At 41.0% G+C, this 17101-nt stretch carries 20 protein-coding genes and 1 tRNA gene; 10 read left to right on the plus strand and 11 right to left on the minus strand.

Annotated elements, in window-relative coordinates; genetic code table 11:
• Position 1: 1 nt before the first annotated feature.
• A tRNA-Pro gene (locus tag ACESMA_RS16730) sits at positions 2–75 on the minus strand.
• Between the two features lie 220 nt (positions 76–295).
• On the opposite strand from ACESMA_RS16730, the gene ACESMA_RS16735 reads away from it, so the two are divergent.
• The 6 genes from ACESMA_RS16735 (at position 296) to ACESMA_RS16760 (ending at position 4872) form a co-directional block, all read left to right on the plus strand.
• Positions 296–613 (plus strand): NifB/NifX family molybdenum-iron cluster-binding protein, encoded by a 318-nt coding sequence (locus ACESMA_RS16735; protein ID WP_372950003.1) that lies wholly within the window; start codon positions 296–298, stop codon positions 611–613.
• A 73-nt stretch (positions 614–686) separates the two neighbouring features.
• Positions 687–1028 carry a NifB/NifX family molybdenum-iron cluster-binding protein gene (locus ACESMA_RS16740; RefSeq protein WP_372950004.1) on the plus strand — a complete coding sequence of 114 codons (342 nt, stop codon included), beginning with the start codon at positions 687–689 and terminating at the stop codon, positions 1026–1028.
• A gap of 96 nt (positions 1029–1124) precedes the next feature.
• On the plus strand, positions 1125–1994 hold the full coding sequence (locus tag ACESMA_RS16745) for an ATP-binding protein (protein ID WP_372950005.1): 870 nt from the start codon (positions 1125–1127) through the stop codon (positions 1992–1994).
• Positions 1973–2854 (plus strand): P-loop NTPase, encoded by an 882-nt coding sequence (locus ACESMA_RS16750; protein ID WP_372950006.1) that lies wholly within the window; start codon positions 1973–1975, stop codon positions 2852–2854. Before ACESMA_RS16745 ends, ACESMA_RS16750 begins: the two co-directional genes overlap by 22 nt.
• A gap of 18 nt (positions 2855–2872) precedes the next feature.
• Complete coding sequence (locus ACESMA_RS16755; RefSeq protein ID WP_372950007.1) at positions 2873–4093, plus strand: MFS transporter; 1221 nt, start codon at positions 2873–2875, stop codon at positions 4091–4093.
• Positions 4090–4872 carry an MBL fold metallo-hydrolase gene (locus ACESMA_RS16760; RefSeq protein WP_372950008.1) on the plus strand — a complete coding sequence of 261 codons (783 nt, stop codon included), beginning with the start codon at positions 4090–4092 and terminating at the stop codon, positions 4870–4872. Before ACESMA_RS16755 ends, ACESMA_RS16760 begins: the two co-directional genes overlap by 4 nt.
• A gap of 61 nt (positions 4873–4933) precedes the next feature.
• Here the strand turns inward: ACESMA_RS16760 and ACESMA_RS16765 are convergent, their stop codons facing one another.
• The 4 genes from ACESMA_RS16765 to ACESMA_RS16780 form a co-directional block, all read right to left on the minus strand.
• On the minus strand, positions 4934–5725 hold the full coding sequence (locus ACESMA_RS16765; RefSeq protein ID WP_372950009.1) for an amidohydrolase: 792 nt from the start codon (positions 5723–5725) through the stop codon (positions 4934–4936).
• Positions 5726–5755: 30 nt separating this feature from the next.
• Complete coding sequence (locus ACESMA_RS16770; RefSeq protein WP_372950010.1) at positions 5756–6166, minus strand: hypothetical protein; 411 nt, start codon at positions 6164–6166, stop codon at positions 5756–5758.
• Positions 6141–6779 (minus strand): SatD family protein, encoded by a 639-nt coding sequence (locus tag ACESMA_RS16775; RefSeq protein ID WP_372950011.1) that lies wholly within the window; start codon positions 6777–6779, stop codon positions 6141–6143. The genes ACESMA_RS16770 and ACESMA_RS16775 overlap by 26 nt, the downstream gene beginning before the upstream one ends.
• Before the next feature lie 82 nt (positions 6780–6861).
• Positions 6862–7902, minus strand: coding sequence for a zinc-dependent alcohol dehydrogenase family protein (locus tag ACESMA_RS16780; RefSeq protein WP_372950012.1), 1041 nt, complete (start codon positions 7900–7902; stop codon positions 6862–6864).
• A 225-nt stretch (positions 7903–8127) separates the two neighbouring features.
• On the opposite strand from ACESMA_RS16780, the gene ACESMA_RS16785 reads away from it, so the two are divergent.
• From ACESMA_RS16785 to ACESMA_RS16800, 4 genes are all read left to right on the plus strand, one after another.
• The gene (locus tag ACESMA_RS16785) at positions 8128–9918 is read left to right on the plus strand and encodes a tetratricopeptide repeat protein (protein WP_372950013.1); all 1791 of its coding nucleotides are present in this window, start codon (positions 8128–8130) and stop codon (positions 9916–9918) included.
• 230 nt (positions 9919–10148) lie between these two features.
• On the plus strand, positions 10149–11102 hold the full coding sequence (locus ACESMA_RS16790; protein ID WP_372950014.1) for a homocysteine S-methyltransferase family protein: 954 nt from the start codon (positions 10149–10151) through the stop codon (positions 11100–11102).
• Positions 11099–11926 carry a hypothetical protein gene (locus ACESMA_RS16795; RefSeq protein WP_372950015.1) on the plus strand — a complete coding sequence of 276 codons (828 nt, stop codon included), beginning with the start codon at positions 11099–11101 and terminating at the stop codon, positions 11924–11926. Before ACESMA_RS16790 ends, ACESMA_RS16795 begins: the two co-directional genes overlap by 4 nt.
• Positions 11927–11930: 4 nt before the next feature.
• A complete protein-coding gene (locus ACESMA_RS16800; RefSeq protein WP_372950016.1) occupies positions 11931–12953 on the plus strand; it encodes a S41 family peptidase in 1023 nt (340 codons plus the stop codon).
• 90 nt (positions 12954–13043) lie between these two features.
• Here the strand turns inward: ACESMA_RS16800 and ACESMA_RS16805 are convergent, their stop codons facing one another.
• The 6 genes from ACESMA_RS16805 to metA all read right to left on the minus strand — a co-directional run bounded on the left by ACESMA_RS16805 (position 13044) and on the right by metA (position 17045).
• Positions 13044–13238, minus strand: a complete 195-nt coding sequence (locus tag ACESMA_RS16805) for a cold-shock protein (RefSeq protein WP_372950017.1) — start codon at positions 13236–13238, stop codon at positions 13044–13046.
• Between the two features lie 10 nt (positions 13239–13248).
• Positions 13249–13578 carry an RNA recognition motif domain-containing protein gene (locus ACESMA_RS16810; RefSeq protein ID WP_372950018.1) on the minus strand — a complete coding sequence of 110 codons (330 nt, stop codon included), beginning with the start codon at positions 13576–13578 and terminating at the stop codon, positions 13249–13251.
• Between the two features lie 342 nt (positions 13579–13920).
• Positions 13921–14667, minus strand: a complete 747-nt coding sequence (locus ACESMA_RS16815; RefSeq protein ID WP_411289414.1) for a ThiF family adenylyltransferase — start codon at positions 14665–14667, stop codon at positions 13921–13923.
• Positions 14668–14723: 56 nt separating this feature from the next.
• Positions 14724–15407 carry a TatD family hydrolase gene (locus tag ACESMA_RS16820; protein WP_372950020.1) on the minus strand — a complete coding sequence of 228 codons (684 nt, stop codon included), beginning with the start codon at positions 15405–15407 and terminating at the stop codon, positions 14724–14726.
• Positions 15408–15417: 10 nt separating this feature from the next.
• Positions 15418–16065: an isoprenoid biosynthesis glyoxalase ElbB gene (gene elbB / locus ACESMA_RS16825; RefSeq protein WP_372950021.1), complete on the minus strand. Its 648-nt coding sequence runs from the start codon at positions 16063–16065 to the stop codon at positions 15418–15420.
• A gap of 62 nt (positions 16066–16127) precedes the next feature.
• The gene (gene metA, locus ACESMA_RS16830; RefSeq protein WP_372950022.1) at positions 16128–17045 is read right to left on the minus strand and encodes a homoserine O-succinyltransferase; all 918 of its coding nucleotides are present in this window, start codon (positions 17043–17045) and stop codon (positions 16128–16130) included.
• Positions 17046–17101 lie beyond the last annotated feature (56 nt).

The following is a 17101-nucleotide window of genomic DNA, read 5'->3' on the forward strand; positions in this document are numbered from 1 at the left end:
GTCGGGGTAGCCGGATTTGAACCGACGACCTCGTCGTCCCGAACGACGCGCGCTACCGGGCTGCGCTATACCCCGTATGATAAAACCGCTGCAAATTTAAACTTTTTTAAACAATACAAAACCATATGCTCGCTTTTCTAAGAAAATTTCTCAACCAAAACAAATCTTCAATTTTATTTCAACCAAACAGGATAATAAAATATTTATTAAACATTAGTTCTTTATAATTTTGTTTTTTATGAACATTATTTCTAAATTTGCTGTATTATTTTAAAGCAACCTTATTCATATAAAAATGATTACAATTATTACTTCCACAGGGAATAGCCTGCAATCCAAATTCGATTTACGATTTGGCCGGACCAGTTGGTTTTGCGTTTATAATTCATCAGACAATTCTGTTCAATTTATCGAAAATAAAGACAAAAATGCTAACGGGGGTGCAGGAACAAAAGCGGCCGAAACAATTGCTGAACTGAATGCAGAACGAGTAATTTCGGGTGATTTCGGTCCAAAAGCAAAGTCATTGCTTGAACAATTCAAAATACAAATGATCATTATGGATGGCCCAAACAAAACTATTGGGGAAATTATAAATGAAATAAAAAAATAACACGTGATTAATTAGACTTTTACCATGATATTCAAATCTTCCATTCAGAATAAAATACAAAAACAAATAAAACATGAAGAGTAAGTATGCAGTTCCGGTTGACCAAAACGGCATTTTAGATGCCCACTTTGGCCATTGTCATTATTTTGCGATACACGAAGTTGAAAAAAATGAGATTATCTCAACTGAAATGATTCAGCCCCCTCCGCACGAACCGGGTGTGCTACCGCGCTGGCTGGCCGACCTGGGAGTTACCGATGTGCTGGCCGGTGGGATGGGAAACCGTGCCATTCAGCTTTTTAACCAACACGGGGTGAATGTGTTTGTGGGAGCACCAAAATTAAAATCTCACGAACTGGTAAATGGATATTTTAATAATTCCATCGAATTCTCGGCCAATTATTGCGACCACTAAAAGAGAAAGAAAAAGGTAATTGGTGGAGATTGATTGTGAGTGATGGAGATTGATTTTTCAGAAATACTATCTCCAAAATAAGTGAAAGTAAAAACCATGCAGATTGCAGTTGCAAGTGGAAAAGGTGGCACAGGAAAAACCACGGTGGCAGTGAGCCTTTTTCATTTTTTGGAGAAAATTAGAGGGAAAAAAGTGCACCTTGCAGATTGCGATGTGGAAGAGCCCAACGATGCATTGTTTTTTCCGTCGCTGGAAATATTGGAGCAAAAACAGGTTCATCAGTACATTCCTGAAATTGATACGTCGGTTTGTACATTCTGCAAAAAATGTGTTGAATGGTGCGAATTTAATGCCATTACCGTGGTAGCATCACGTAACTTTGCACAAGTGGATGCAAGCTTTTGTCATTCATGCGGTGCCTGCCTGGTTGCCTGCCCCGAAAATGCTTTCACCGAAAAACCGCATCCTTTGGGTGTCATCACCCGGTACCTGACAGAAAACGGAAATTTGTTTACCGAAGGCCGCCTTGAAGTGGGATCGGCGATGCAAACCATGCTCATCAAAGAGCTGAAAAAAGAAGTGAATCCGACCGTAAATTTTAACATCCTCGACTCTCCACCCGGAACCAGTTGCCCGGTGGTGGAAACAGTTTCTGATGTTGATTACGTTATTTTAGTAACCGAGCCAACACCTTTTGGATTGCACGATTTGAAAATAACGGTAGAACTTTTACAGGAATTGAAGAAACCTTTTGGAGTAGTGGTGAACAAAGCAGGTCTGGGCTCCGATGATGTTTATACTTTTTTGAAAGAAAACAATATTGAGTTGCTGGGAAAAATTCCGTTTTCGAGAGAACTTGCCCGAATGTATTCTTCTGGAGAATTATTGGGTAACATCCCGGAAGAACTGAAAGAAACGTACCGCGGAATCATTGAAAAAATAACATGCGAGAGATTACCATTTTAAGCGGAAAAGGCGGCGCGGGGAAAACCAGCGTAGCTGCAGCCATTGCGTCGCTGGCCATAAACGCGGTATTTTGCGATAACGATGTGGATGCGGCTGATTTGCACCTCATTCTTCACCCGAAAGTTAAAGAGGAGCATGAGTTCAGCAGCGGCAGTAAAGCGGTAATTGACCCGGAAAGGTGCTCGGTTTGCGGTCTGTGTGAGGAGCACTGCCGGTTTAGTGCCATTCATCCAAACGATGATGGAATACCGGAAGTGAATCCTTTTCAATGCGAAGGCTGCCGGTTGTGTGAGCGGATATGTCCCGAACATGCCATCACATCAATTCAATTTAACAACAACAAATGGTTTGTGTCCGATACCCGGTTTGGCCCGCTTGTTCATGCGCGCATGGGTGCCGGAGAGGAAAATTCAGGCAGACTGGTTACCGAAATCAGAAAAAAAGCCATGGAAATTGCCACAGAAACAGCTACTGATTTTATAATCAACGATGGCCCTCCCGGAATCGGCTGTCCGGTAATTGCTTCGGTAACCGGAACCGGTAAAGTGCTGCTGGTTATTGAACCTTCGCTTTCGGGACTGCACGATGCCAAACGGCTGCTGGAACTGGTCGAATCGTTTCACATCCCCGTTTTTGCTGTCATTAACAAATACGACATCAACCCGGAAATTACAGTACAAACCGAACAGTTTTTACACGAAAATTCGATTCCGCTTATAGGAAAAATCCCATTTGACACCCGTTTGGTGGATTCCATGGTTGCCGGAAAAAGCATTGTGGAATTTGCGCCAGACTCTGAACCTGGCCAGGAATTTATATCCATTTGGAAAAAACTCGAAAAAATTCATGATCTTCGCTGATATTAAAGCGATGTGCACATGACATTACCCAAAAATATCTCGAATCGTAATTTCTGGTCATTTCTGTGGCATGCCGGTTTTCTGGCACTGGCCAAAAATTTTATGGATGTGGACACCATCATTCCGGCCATGCTGGTAGAAGCAGGTGGTGGGGCCATGCATATCGGAATAATGACGGCCATTATGCTGGGAGGTGCCAGTTTTACCCAGTTGTTTTTTGCTCCTTACCTCAGCAACCAAACCTTTAAAAAGAAATTTTTGCTTGCAGGCATCAATACCCGCATTTTTGCATTGGCCGGACTGGGCGGATTGCTTTTTTTGCTAAAAGGTGAACAGGTTGGATACGTTCTTTGGCTGGCATTTTTATTCATTACCTTGTTTTCGCTTGCGGGTGCTTTTGCCAATGTGAGTTATTACGATATTCTGGGAAAATCGGTCAACCCGAGAAAAAGAAAAATATTTTTCTCATCGAACCAGATTATTTCAGGTGTAATCGTTTTGGGTGCGGCATTTCTGGTAAAAAGGGTTCTGGTCTGGAAGGATTTCCCAGTGAATTATGCACTTATGTTTTTCATTGGCGGGGCGCTGTTGCTGATAGCCTCCGGTGGATTCTGGAACATACGGGAAACGGTGCCTTCGAACATGAAAATTTCGGGCGTAAGAAACTTTATACACATAATGAAGCAGGAACTGAAATCGAACAAAAAACTGCTGCATTTTCTGGGGTTCATTAACACCCAGGGTATTGCCATTTCGTTTTTACCGTTCGTTATTTTGTATGCAAAAGAAACTTTCCAGACCCAAAGCAGCGACACGGGCAACTTCCTTTTATTCAAGGTAATCGGGATTGTTTTTGTAAGCCTGCTGGTTTTGCTGGGCGCCAAAAAACTGAAATACAACGTATTGCTTTACAGCAACGTCGCGCTCACATTGCTGTTGGGTGGATTGGCCTGGGGAATTTCAGGAATCGACGGGTTAAAATACGTTTTTGTGATGGGCGGTGTGGTTTATTCGCTTTACACCATGACCATGAACGGGTTGCTTTTAGAAATTTCAGGCAATGAAAACCGCGCGCTTTATACCGGATTTGCCGGTGCCGGCAACATTCTTCCGGCCCTTTTTCCGTTGCTGGGCGGAACATTGATTCAACTTTTCGGATTCAAAGCTTTTTTTGCTCTGTTCATGATCATCATTGCATCAGCTGCTTTTTTCATATTTAAAATCGACTGCAAAAAATGAAAATCACTTTTCTTACAGAAAACACCGCAGGTGGAAAATTTCTGGCCGAACACGGTCTTTCTTACCTGATTGAAATCGACGACCAAAAAATTCTGTTCGACACCGGGCATTCCGATGTATTTCTGAAAAATGCACGGCAACTTGGAACTGACATTGAAAACGACGTAAAAACCGTTGTGCTTAGTCATGGCCACTGGGATCACGGAGACGGCCTGCGTTATCTTCAAAACAAACAACTGTTTGTACACCCCGGAGCATTTATCCGAAGGTTTCACAAAAAGGATTTTACTCCGGTGGGATTGTCGCTTACCAAAAAAGAAATTGAAAGCCGGTTTAAATTAACTGAATCCAAAGTCCCTGTTCAGATATCAGAAAACCTTTGGTTTCTGGGCGAAATTCCCCGACAAAACGATTTCGAAGCCCAATCCACTTCCTTTGTTGACGATTTCCGAAACGACGATTTTATTCCGGATGATTCGGCACTGGCAGCATTGGTGAATAAACGCCTGGTAGTGATTGCGGGCTGTTCTCATTCGGGCATTTGCAATATTGTAGAGCAGGCCAAAAAAGTTACCGGTATTTCAGATGTTCAGGCGGTTTTAGGTGGTTTTCACCTGAAAGAGCAAAACGAACAAACCCGGAAAACCATCGAATACTTCAAAACGAATAAAGTTGAGCAGATTTACCCGTCGCATTGCACTGAACTGCCCGCACTGGCTGCATTTTACGAATCCTTCCAAAACAGGCAGATCAAAACGGGAATGGCGCTGGAGTTTTAGATGCGGCACACCAGTTAGTTATCGAGGTTGATTTGCTGATTTTTCGTGAAGTACAAATGTCTCAAATCAGCGAATCGGAATTCGCTGCACCCAAAGTGAACTCATCCCTGTCCTCCAGCACCGGAAATTTTTTCCGGAACTGATGCAATTTATCGTACGAAATTTCAAACGATTTAACCTGTTCATTTTCCCCAAAAAATGAGGCAAATCCTTTTGGATCAACCAACGCAGAATCTCCCAGGTATTGAAGCCCGGTTCCATCAGTTCCCGAGCGATTTACACCCACACAATAGGCCTGATTTTCGATGGCACGGGCCACCAGCAAATTTTTCCATACATGATGGCGTGGCGAGGGCCAGTTGGCCACAAACATTACCACATCATAGTTTTCAGTGTTGCGGCTCCACACCGGAAAACGCAAATCGTAACAAATGAGCGGACAAAACCGCCAGCCCAGATATTCCACCACCAGCTTTTTATTTCCCGGCGAATAGTGTAAATGTTCACCGCTCATGGTAAACAGGTGGCGTTTGTCGTAAATTTCAATTTTCCCCTCAGGAAAAACCCACAAAAAACGGTTAAATGGTTTGCCATTCTCTTCAATGATGAGACTTCCGGCAACTGCTGCATTTTTCTCCCTGGCCAGGTTTTTCATCCACTGCACAGAAGGCCCGTCCATAGTTTCCTTCAGCTTTTCAGGATTCATAGAAAAACCGGTGATAAACATTTCCGGCAAAACGATAATGTGCGTCTTTCCCACTTTTGCCAGCATTTCTGAATACTTTTTCAGATTTGCTTCCCGGTTTTCCCAAATGATCTCGGATTGAACGAGTGTAATATTTAGTTTTTCCATATTAATTTGATTTATGAATCCCTAAAATCCTCAAGGAATAAAAATGAGGATGAATTTTAAAATATAGGCAATAACCAGGGTAGCCGTAAAATTTACCATGGTTCCAGCCAGAAAAAAACCGGCATTATCTCTGATATCCTTTACCCTGGCCAGATTTTTTGCTGCAAAAATAAGCGCCAGACCGGTTACTTCACCCACGAGTATAAAACTTAAAATAATGATATTCTCACACTTACCTATGATATATCCATCGCGAATTTCACTTTTTTTCGGAATCTTTTTAGAATTCTCCTGCTCATTGTCCGGTTTCTTTTTGCCGCTTAACACAATTTTTTTAATCAAATAGCTTGTCAATCCAAAAGTTGCAAAATATCCAAAAACTATGATTATTACTTTAATCAGCAGTGGATAACTTTCAATAAACCTTCCGATGGATTCCATTAATTATAATTTTAAGGTTTTCTTCCGACTCTTTTATCAAATGAAGCCGGGCTTGCTTTATTAATTTTGAAACATATTGCTGAGTGATACCCAGCTTTTCGGCCAATTCTTTTTGTTTGACCTCCTCATTGTAATTTCTGTAAACCTCCCATTCCTGCTCATTCCAATCGTTTTTTACCGAAAGAATCAGATTCATGATGGTATTTACAGTTATTGTCAATAATTTGTTCTGTAAATCGGAAACAAAAAACATTTTGCTTTTTTTGATGTTGTTCAGATTATCTTCGCTTTTCCACAAAGCCGGGCCCACAAGAGTTAAAAAACTCTTTTTTTCAACACCATAAGAAATTTCATCCTCAATGAGCACATACCTGGATTTATAATATTTCTGAATCTCCTGCATGGATAAAATAATTTCGGCTGCGGAAGAAATATCGCTGCATACAGCACCAAAACTATCGCCTGAGTAAACTGTAAACGGAATAATTAATTCCGGCGCAAACCGTTTATTGATGGTTTCAACCGATTGATGAAAATTTTCCCATTTGTCGGGATGAAATCTTTTACTTGATTTGATTACATCTCCGATGATAATTATATTCTTTTTTTTCATACCACAAATGTAGTTGTTTTCTACAAAACAACCATAATAGTTGTAAATAAAAATACAACTAAATTAATTGTATCAAAGAAATCTAAAACCTGTTAACCACCGTAACTCCCAAATTTTCAAATTTATCCATATCCATCAGGGCCTGCGGTGCGTCATCCAGCGAAATGGTTTTGCCAATGAGAAGTTCAGGTTTCAATTTTCCTGAATGAATCATTTCGAACATTTCAATATAACGAAATGCCTGCATGCCATGACTGCCGATTATTTCCAGTTCGTGTGCCACCACTTTGTCCATGGGCACTTTGGGATGTTGGTGGTCGCCGGTCATTAGGCCTACCTGAATATGTTTTCCGCGTTTTCGCAAACACGCCACCGAATTGAAGCAGGTTTCCTGGCTGCCCAGCGCGTCGATGGAGACATGCGCTCCGCGACTGGTTGCTTCATGCACTGCATCTGGAATGTCATTTATTTTCCGGGCATTCAACAATACGCCGGCACCTGCTTTTTGTGCCAGTTTCAATTTTTCATTGTCGATATCAACAGCCACAACACTGGCGCCGCCGGATGCTGCAATCATTATTGCAGATAATCCCACTCCGCCGCAGCCGTGCACGGCAACCCATTGTCCGGCTTTTACTTTTCCCTGATCGACAACAGCGCGAAACGATGTAATGAACCGGCACCCCAAACTGGCAGCAGTTTCGAAACTCATTTCGTCCGGCAATCGCACAAGGTTAATATCCGCATACTGAATTTCCACAAATTCGGCAAACGAACCCCACGCGGTAAATCCCGGTTGAAACTGATGATCGCAAACCTGGTGGTTTCCTGAAATACATTCCGGACAATATCCGCAACCACCCACAAACGGAACGGTAACGCGGTCGCCCGGCTTCCAGTTTTTCACACCTTTGCCGGTTTCAACGACAACACCCGCCAGCTCGTGACCCGGCACATGAGGCAATTTGATGTCAGGGTCGTGTCCCATCCAGCCGTGCCAGTCGCTGCGGCAAAGTCCCGTTGCCTCCACTTTTACCACCACGCTGCCGGCTCTTGCTTTAGGCTGCGGTACATCGCACACTTCAACCGGTCCCTGAAATTTTTCGTAATAAAGTGCTTTCATCAATTTCGATTTCCGGTAAAGTTGAAAAATATTATGGAATTTTTGGAACTTTTGTGAAGAAATGAACCTGATTTAAAAATCACGAAGAATCTTTACATTTTCAGTATTTTGCTGTTAGTCAGGGTTCATGAAAAACAATTTACGCTTTTTTGTGTTTTTAAAAGCAACCAAAAAACTGAATGGCTTTCTATTAAAGAACAAAAAGTTTTAGCAAAAAACAAAGAAGTGGAAACCAAACGAAAAAATAGTACATCTGTAACATTGGCTGTATTTCCGTTTGAAAACCTTACCGAAGGAAACAGGCTCGGAATTTTCTGCCGGTCATTATGGCTCGATTTAATCACCGAACTTTCCAAGTTTCGCCAGTTTACAATAATTGCAGAACAATCGGTAAAAATAGTTAATGCCAATCATATCGACAGTGACTATTTCAAACTTTTGAACACCGACTATTATATAACCGGCGCAGTAACGAGCTACGAAAAACGTTTGATTATTAACGCACAGTTATTTAACAGTTCAGCAAGCCATATCATTTGGGCTAACCGCTTCGAAGGAAATTCCGAAGATTTGTTCGCATTGCAGGAGAATCTGCTGATGGAAATTGTTTCATCGCTGCAAAAACAACTTGATTACGATTTGGTATTCAATATTAAAGCGAAGCCAAAATCGTCGTTAAAGGCTTACGAAAACTGGCTTTTGGGTATGGAAGAGATAAAAAACGGGACACCGGAAAGCGACCTGAAAGCGCGGAAATATTTCCAGGAAGCCCTTCAAATTGACCCCAATTATTCGTTGGCCTGTTCGGGTATGTCACTTACCTATTTCAATGAGTGGAGCTGCCAGCTAATGGAACGCTGGGATGTTTGCAAAGGCGGTGCGCACGAATGGGCGCAAAAGGCCATTGACCTGGATGGGCAAAATCATGTGGCAGCTTTTGTTCTGGGCCGCACCTTACTTTACAATGGCGAATACGATCGCTCGGAACATTACCTGCGAAAAGCACTTCGTCTTAGTCCCAACGATGTGGATAGTTTAGTTCAGATTGCACAATGCTTTGCTTATTTGAATTACGCCAAAGAAGCCGAAAAAATTTACCGTAAAATTATAAAACTGAATCCGCTGCTGGATAGTGATTATAACCAAATTGGATCATTCATCTATTTCGAGCTGAGAAATTTTGAAAAATGCATTGAGCTTGGCAGTCAGGTTGATCGTGCAACCTGGATTGATTTTGACGCGTACATGGCGGCTGCCTTTTATCATTCGGGTGATTTGGAAAAAATGCAAATCAACTGGCAAACCTACCTGAATAAATTCAAAAGAAGAACAAACGAAAACCTGCAAGATTTAGAAAAGAAAGCTTTAAACTGGATGATGGAAATAAATCCATATAAAGACAGGTCACCTATGCACGATTTTTGGGAGTTTATTGGTGGTAAAAACTCAGGCATTGAAACCAAAAAAATGTCTTCCGTTCAAACCAAAAAAACAACAGGTATTTTTTTAAAGGAGGCTGAATTCTGGCAAATGGAATATGAAGGGAAAAGTGTTTTTTTACCAGAAGTAAAAGGTTTTTTTGATATTTCGGAATTGTTGGCAAATCCTGAAAAGGAGGTACATTGTGCTGAGTTAATGGGGAGTGTTTTAAACGAAAGTTCCGAAAATCTTATCGATGAAACCGCCAAGAAACAATACCAGCATCGCATTCTGGAAATTCAACAGGAACTGGACGAAGCCGAAACAAATAACGATACAGCCGTTTCGCTCAGATTACAGGAAGAATATGACAATCTGCTCAATTACCTGTCATCATCAATGGGTTTGGGGAACAAGTCAAGAAAAGCAAGTGATTCTGTTGAAAAGGCGAGGTCGGCTGTAACCTGGCGTATTCGTAATGCCATCCGCAAAATTGAAAAGGCACACCCTGAATTGGCTAAACACCTTACAATTTCTGTAAAAACCGGCACCTTTTGCAGTTACAAACCTGAAAAACCAGTGACCTGGATAACCTGAACGGTTCCGTTTCCAATCTCACCAAAAGTTTTCATAACTCCAATCTTACTCCTTTCACTTATTATTGTTTGCAGATTTTTGCCAACTATTATCGAAAGTGCAATTTCCAAATGAGAATTTCTTCAGCATAAATCTGCCGTAAGTTTCCACACCTTCCATTGTAAGTTCAAAACTTACGCCTTTATGGACAAACAACAACAAATTTACAGTCAAATTAAAATTATTGAGTTATGAAAACAATGGAACAGTTATTATTTAATGGAACGTATCTTACAGACGGAGGAATGGAAACCACTTTTGTTTTCCATGATGGCATTGAATTAAATCATTTTGCATCGTTCGAGCTTCTGCTCGGTGGTGAAGGCAGACGGCATTTAATGGAATATTTCAGGCAATACCTTGAATTGGCGGAAAAATACCAGTCCAACTTTATTCTGGAAACACCAACATGGCGGGCAAATCCTGACTGGTGTTTCAAACTGGGGTACTCTATGCAGGAACTCAGGCAAATTAATTTCGATGCTGTTGAATTCCTGAAAGAACTGAAATCGGAGTATGAATCCCGGCTGGGTCACATTCTTATTAGCGGATGTATTGGTCCGCGCGGCGATGGTTATCAGCCCGGAAAAACCATGTCGGCAAGGGAAGCTGCGGATTACCACCTGGCACAAATTGAAACACTGACCGACGCCGGAGCAGACATGGTTAGTGCATTCACTCTGAATTACAGTGAAGAAGCAATGGGTATTGCACAAGCGGCAAAAAATTCGGAAATTCCGGTAGTTATTTCATTTACACTGGAAACGGATGGCCATCTACCCAATGGAGAAACGCTTCGTGATGCTATTAAAAAGGTAGATGAATACACTGATTTTTATGTGAGTTACTACATGATTAACTGTGCACATCCGGAACACTTTAAAGGTATTTTTAAAAATGAGGGTGACTGGAAAAACAGGATTGCGGCCATTCGGGCCAATGCATCAACAAAAAGCCATGCGGAACTGGATGCATCTGAAACACTGGACATGGGTGATTGCAACCATTTGGCTGAAGGTTATTCAGAATTAAAACTTCTCTTGCCGGAATTAAAAGTTATTGGAGGATGTTGCGGCACCGACCTGTCACATATTAAAGCCATTGCAGACAAATTATTCGAAAACAAAACAATTTTACAACTATGAAAACAACAAAATTTATTCTTCTTCTGGTATTTATTTTGACCGGTACCCGGCTTCTTGCTGTGAATCCGGCTAAGGAAAACGCACTTTCAATGGGTTTTGGAATAGGGCAAAACACCAGGCAGGACCAGATATTTTCGCCGTTCGTTCATCACGATTTTTCATTACTTAACGGGGCAATAGATTATTCGAGAAATGGAAAGTATTATCAGCAGGTAAAAATTGTTGTGGCAACATTCGATCCCATGCTTCAGGAACCATATAATTATTCAGAGTACGATGAAGTTAAAACCGCCACTCCGCATTATTTTCTCTACTTTAATCTGGATTATCTTTTTGGCAGAAAAGTAATAGAACGGGGCAAAACTGATCTTACCATTGGCGGAATGTTTAACACCGATACACAATCATTGAATTATGTTTACGGACGCATCGGCTCATTTGGATACTTTTCTGCCATAAACCTTGGAGTGTTTGGAAAACTTGATTTTTTAATCAGCGAAAAGAACGGACTAACCATTAAATTACAACTTCCTGCTGTTTCATGGGTTTCGCGGTCGCCTTATTTGGTGAATGACGATGAGTTCATTGAAAACATCAGCTCCCACTCCGGCGTGAAAACCTTTTTCGCTTTTATAAAAGACGGAAATCCGGCAACCTGGAATACCGTTCAGCAATTTGATTTTGAGCTGAAATACCTGTATCAGTTTCTCCCGAAGTGGGGAATTGGCATTGCCGGACAATATGAATTTATCCATGCTCAAAAGCCGCGTAACCTGATTTCGCAGCGGAGTTCAGTAAACATTTCTGCAACATTTAAATTTTAAAATCATGAGAAAAAAATTATATACCCTTTTAGGAATATCGTTATTTGCGATTGTATTTACCGGATGCGAAAAGCTATTTGTGGAAGAACCGGCAAACAATCCGGTTGCTGTTTTCGAAAATCTCTGGACTACTTTTAATGAAGAGTATGCTCCTTTTGAGGAACGAAATGTTAACTGGGAAACTGAATATGCAAACTTCCGTTCAATGGTAACAGAACAGACCACTGATGATGAACTTTTTGATGTGTTGTCTCAACTTTTGGCAACCCTCGACGATGGTCATGTGAGCTTGACAGCTCCGGGGAAAAATATATTCTTTTCCAATAAAATACGGCAGGAAAAAATTGAGGATGAGCTTTTTGATTTGTCAGTTATCAAAAACAATTACCTTGAAAATGAATTCAAAGAAGGCGACGAAACGAGTTACATTTACGGAAAAGTTAAAAATGAAAACATTGGTTACATTTTTTTCGACCATGTTGGAGAAAACTTTTTCAAACTGAATGAATTCCTTACTGAATTTGAAACAGCCGACGGTCTGATATTCGACTTCAGGCACAATCAGGGTGGAGATTTCACCTACTGCTTTTCTGAAATGGGAAGATTAACCGACGAAAAAAGGTTTGTTTTTCAAAGCAAAACCAAAAACGGAAAAGGTAAAAATGATTATACCGAATGGCAAAAATGGTTTATTGAACCGGCTGGTAATTTTATTGAAAAACCCATTATTGTGCTTACCGACCGCTATACCATCAGTGCCGGAGAACGTTCGGTAATGGCTTTTAAAACTTTGCCAAATGTAACTTTGATGGGTGATACAACAAACGGCGCACATGGAACAATGATTGGCAGGGAACTGGCCAACGGATGGTTTTATTCGCTGGTTCCGCAAAAAGTGGAATTATATGATGGTAAAACATATGAAGGAATTGGCCTGGCTCCAGATATTTTGGTTAAAAACCAGTGGTCTGAAATTGAATCAGGAACAGACAAAACCCTGCAAACCGCTATTGAATTTTTGAAATAAATCCTTTAAAGGATTTTCTCCAACCTGACAAGACACCAACAAAAAAGGGTTTTGTTTGCACAAAACCCTTTTTACTGAGCACTATAATAATTAGATAACTTCCACATTAAAAGCTACCGGTCCGCGGTCGCTTTCCTTTACTTCAAACTGCACGGCCTGGTCTTGTTCAAGTCCAAACTGAGCATCTTTTACTCCTGAACGGTGCACAAAAATGTCTTTGCCTTCTTCAGTATGAATGAAACCAAAGCCCTTAACTGCATCGTACCATTTTACTTTTCCTTCCATAAGAAATCCGTTAATAACGTTCTCTTCTGTTATAACCGCCGCCGCCTCCGCCGCTTCTGCGATGTCCACCACCGCCTCCGCCACCGCGGGAGTCGTTTGATTTCGGACGAGATTCGTTTACTTTAATGTTCCGTCCGCTAAGTTCGGCATTGTTAAGTTCTTCAATGGCTTTTTTGGCTTCCTGGTCATCGTCCATTTCAACGAAACCAAAACCTTTACTACGCCCGGTCAGTTTATCAGAAATGATTTTAACTGCAGACACTTCACCATACTCTTCAAAAATTTCTCTTAAATCGTCCTCAACTACGTTGTACGGAAGATTTCCAACATAAATGTTCATTTGTAACTAAAAATTAAATTAATAAAACAGGCTCTGCCGCAAAACGCGAAAACCTAAGTTTGTTTTGTTCCCGGATTTAGATGAATTACGAAATGAAACGTTCAGAAACCAAAAAAATCGTGGTGAAAAACAGGAAGGAGAATCGTGCCCGGCTGCAGAATACCTTAAAAATTTCAATTAAATAAAGACCAATTTGCTCATTACCAGACAATCGACTCAAAAAAAAGTTCAACATTATCTATTCATTCGCACCGCAAAGTTAAACTAAAATTGGAATTAACAAACTTTTAGCCACCGGATATTCATTAAATTACATTTTTACGCCAAATTTTTGGTAAACTTTCATGCTTTCAATGCATTCGGGCCAATAGATTTTTCATTCAATAAATCGGTAATTACCACACTTGCAACAAAACAACCAAAAACCGGCGGCATATAAGATATGGTTCCTACTGTTGATTTTTTATTCTGTCCGGCTTCAAGTCTGACGGCTTCGGCGGCAATTTCTTCGGGCGAGAACACAACCTTAAATCCTTTTTTTATTCCCAGTTTTGATAGGCGTTTCCGCATCATGCGGCCGAGTTTGCAATTGTACGAATTTGATATATCGGCCACCTGCACTTTTGAAGGATCTGTTTTTCCCCCGGCCCCCAGTGAACTTACCACATTCAGGCCGAGTTGAATGCTGTGGCTGATGAGAAAAACTTTTGGAGTAAGCGTATCGATGGCATCCACAACATAATCGAACGGTTGACTTTCGAGCAATTCAACTGTTTTTTCGTCGCGAATAAAATCATTTACCACCGTAAGTTCGATTTCCGGGTTGATGTCGAGAAACCGTTTGGCCAGAATTTCTGCTTTTGGCTGACCGGTTGTGCTCATCAATGCCGGCAACTGCCGGTTTCGGTTCGACTCTTCCACTACATCGCCATCAACAATGGTCATTCTTCCTACTCCTGCACGGCAAAGCATTTCGGCAGCATAAGCTCCCACTCCACCGAGGCCAACAACCAGGATATTTGCGTTTTTAATAAACCCAAGTTTTTCAGTACCAAGGAGCAGTTCCGTTCTTTCCAGCCAGTTCATAATAGTTTAAAGTTTCGGATTTAAAGTTCGGGTTTTGTGCATCATAGTTGCAATGCATTTTATAATGAAAAACTAACATTTTCAATGCGGTTAAAGTTTTCCCAGACTGCCTGCTTCAATTTTTCAACAGAAATATTTTTTAACCCGGCAGCGCTTGTATATATTTCTTCAATAGTTCCATCAAACTCATCGGTTTCAATAAATATTTTTTCAAGGGGCAAAATTTTAAACGATTCAGCAGCTTTTGAATTTGTTTTGAACAGAATTTCACCGAATGAAAACAGGAAGTTTTTTTCCAACAATTGTTGGGTAAGTTCAACACTGCCGTTGTACCCGTGAAAAATCCATGGAACTGAAGGTTTGTTCTTTTTGTGAAGTTCTACCACCTCGTTCCAGGCTTTAACACAATGAATAATTAAAGGTTTTTTGTATTCTTCGGCCATAAAAGCCTGGGCTTTAAATGCCCGCATTTGCTCATCGAAACCGGATTTCGCAAATTTATCCAAACCACATTCACCCACAAAAATCACATGATCCAATTCGAGTGCGTCTTCCATCATCAACATCCGTTCATTGTCTTCTTCATCGGTACCAATTTTCCAGGGATGTAAACCTACCGAATAAAAAATTTTTCCGGTAAAAACAGGAATAGAATCGCCCGGTTCCAGATTAAAAACCGTAACACATTCTTTATTTGAATTTTTCCTGTGCGAATGAATATCGATAAACGGAACAGAAATCACTTTTTTGAAATTATACCATTTCCAAAATTTTCTTTACTGCATTTTCTGCACCATCGGCAATCTGATCAATAGTCGCATCCAGCATGTAACAGGGCGTAGAAATTATCTTGTATTTTTCATCCACCACAATTTGCCCGTGGGTGGTTTTTTCATGGGTTCCGCCCAAGCTCTCAATTGCCTGAAGTGTGGCTTCATCCTGACCAATGGTTACCTTTACATCGCCCAAAATTTTAGCAATCATTACCGGCGAAATACACAGTGCTCCAATTGGTTTCTTTTCGGCTACAGTTGAACGAACAGCTTTTTCCACATCGGGATTCACCTTGCAGTCAACTCCGTCAAATGCAAAAGTGCAGAGATTTTTTGCTGCGCCAAATCCGCCGGGAAAAACAATGGCGTCAAAATCTTTGGCCTTGTATTCCGAAAGTGATTTGATGTTTCCCCGGGCAATGCGTGCTGCTTCGATTAAAACATTTCTTTTTTCAGGCATTTCTTCGCCTGTAAGATGGTTTACAACGTGAGCCTGAGCTACATCTGGAGCGAAACACTGGTATTGTGCACCATGGCGTGCGATAGCCAGCAATGTAAGAGTCGCCTCATGAACCTCAGCCCCATCGTAAACCCCGTTTCCTGCCAAAACAACTGCAATTTTTTTCATAGCTAATCGATTTTTAATTTGAACTCAAAATTACAGTTTTACCGGGAAAAAGGAAAATTCTGTTAACTGATTTCCTCCAGGTTGTATGGCGTTTCCTGATAAACGTAGTAGTTCAGCCAGTTGGCAAACAGCAGGTTTGCGGCAGATCCCCATCTCATGCAAGGTGTATTTTTCGGATCGTTTCCCGGATAATAATTGACGGGAATATCGATGGGAAGTTTTTTGGCTAAATCTCTTTTGTATTCTGTATCAAGCGTGTGGCGCGAATATTCAGTATGGCCGGTTATAAACAATTGCCTGCCGCTGTTGGCTTTAACCATGGCAACTCCCGCTATTTCAGACTGTGCAATAATTTGCAAAGCTTCAACTTTCATCACATCTTCTGCCCTGATTTCGGTATGGCGGGAATGGGGCATAAAAAACACATCGTCGAAACCACGAAAAATGGGTAAATGAGCATTGGAATGCGTGTGTTCAAAAACGCCAAACATTTTCCGGGGAAGTTCGTATTTCGGAATTCCGTAAAAATGATACAATCCGGCCTGTGCAGCCCAGCAAATAAACAGCGTTGAATATACATGATGTTTTGCCCAGTCGAGAATTTCCTTCATTTCGTTCCAGTAAGTCACCTCTTCAAAAGGCAGAAGTTCAACCGGAGCGCCGGTAATAATCATCCCGTCATACTTTTTATTATTCAGCTCATCGAAATTTTTATAAAACTGCTTCATGTGCTCCGCTGATGTATTTTTCGACTTATGTCCCTTAATTTTCATAAACTCGATTTCGATTTGCAGCGGTGAGTTTGACAATAACCGCAGCAAATCAGTTTCAGTGGTCACCTTCAGCGGCATCAGGTTCAGAATAATAATTTTTAATGGTCTGATGTCCTGATGTTGAGCCCGCGACTCATCCATCACAAAAATATTCTCCTCTTTCAGAATATTTATGGCAGGTAATTTATCGGGAACATTTACTGGCATTTCGTATTAGTATTAAGATTTTCAGAATTGAGTAGTGAGAAAATCATTTATTCTTT

The sequence above is a fragment of the Mariniphaga sp. genome (assembly GCF_041687215.1).
Taxonomy (GTDB): domain Bacteria; phylum Bacteroidota; class Bacteroidia; order Bacteroidales; family Prolixibacteraceae; genus Mariniphaga.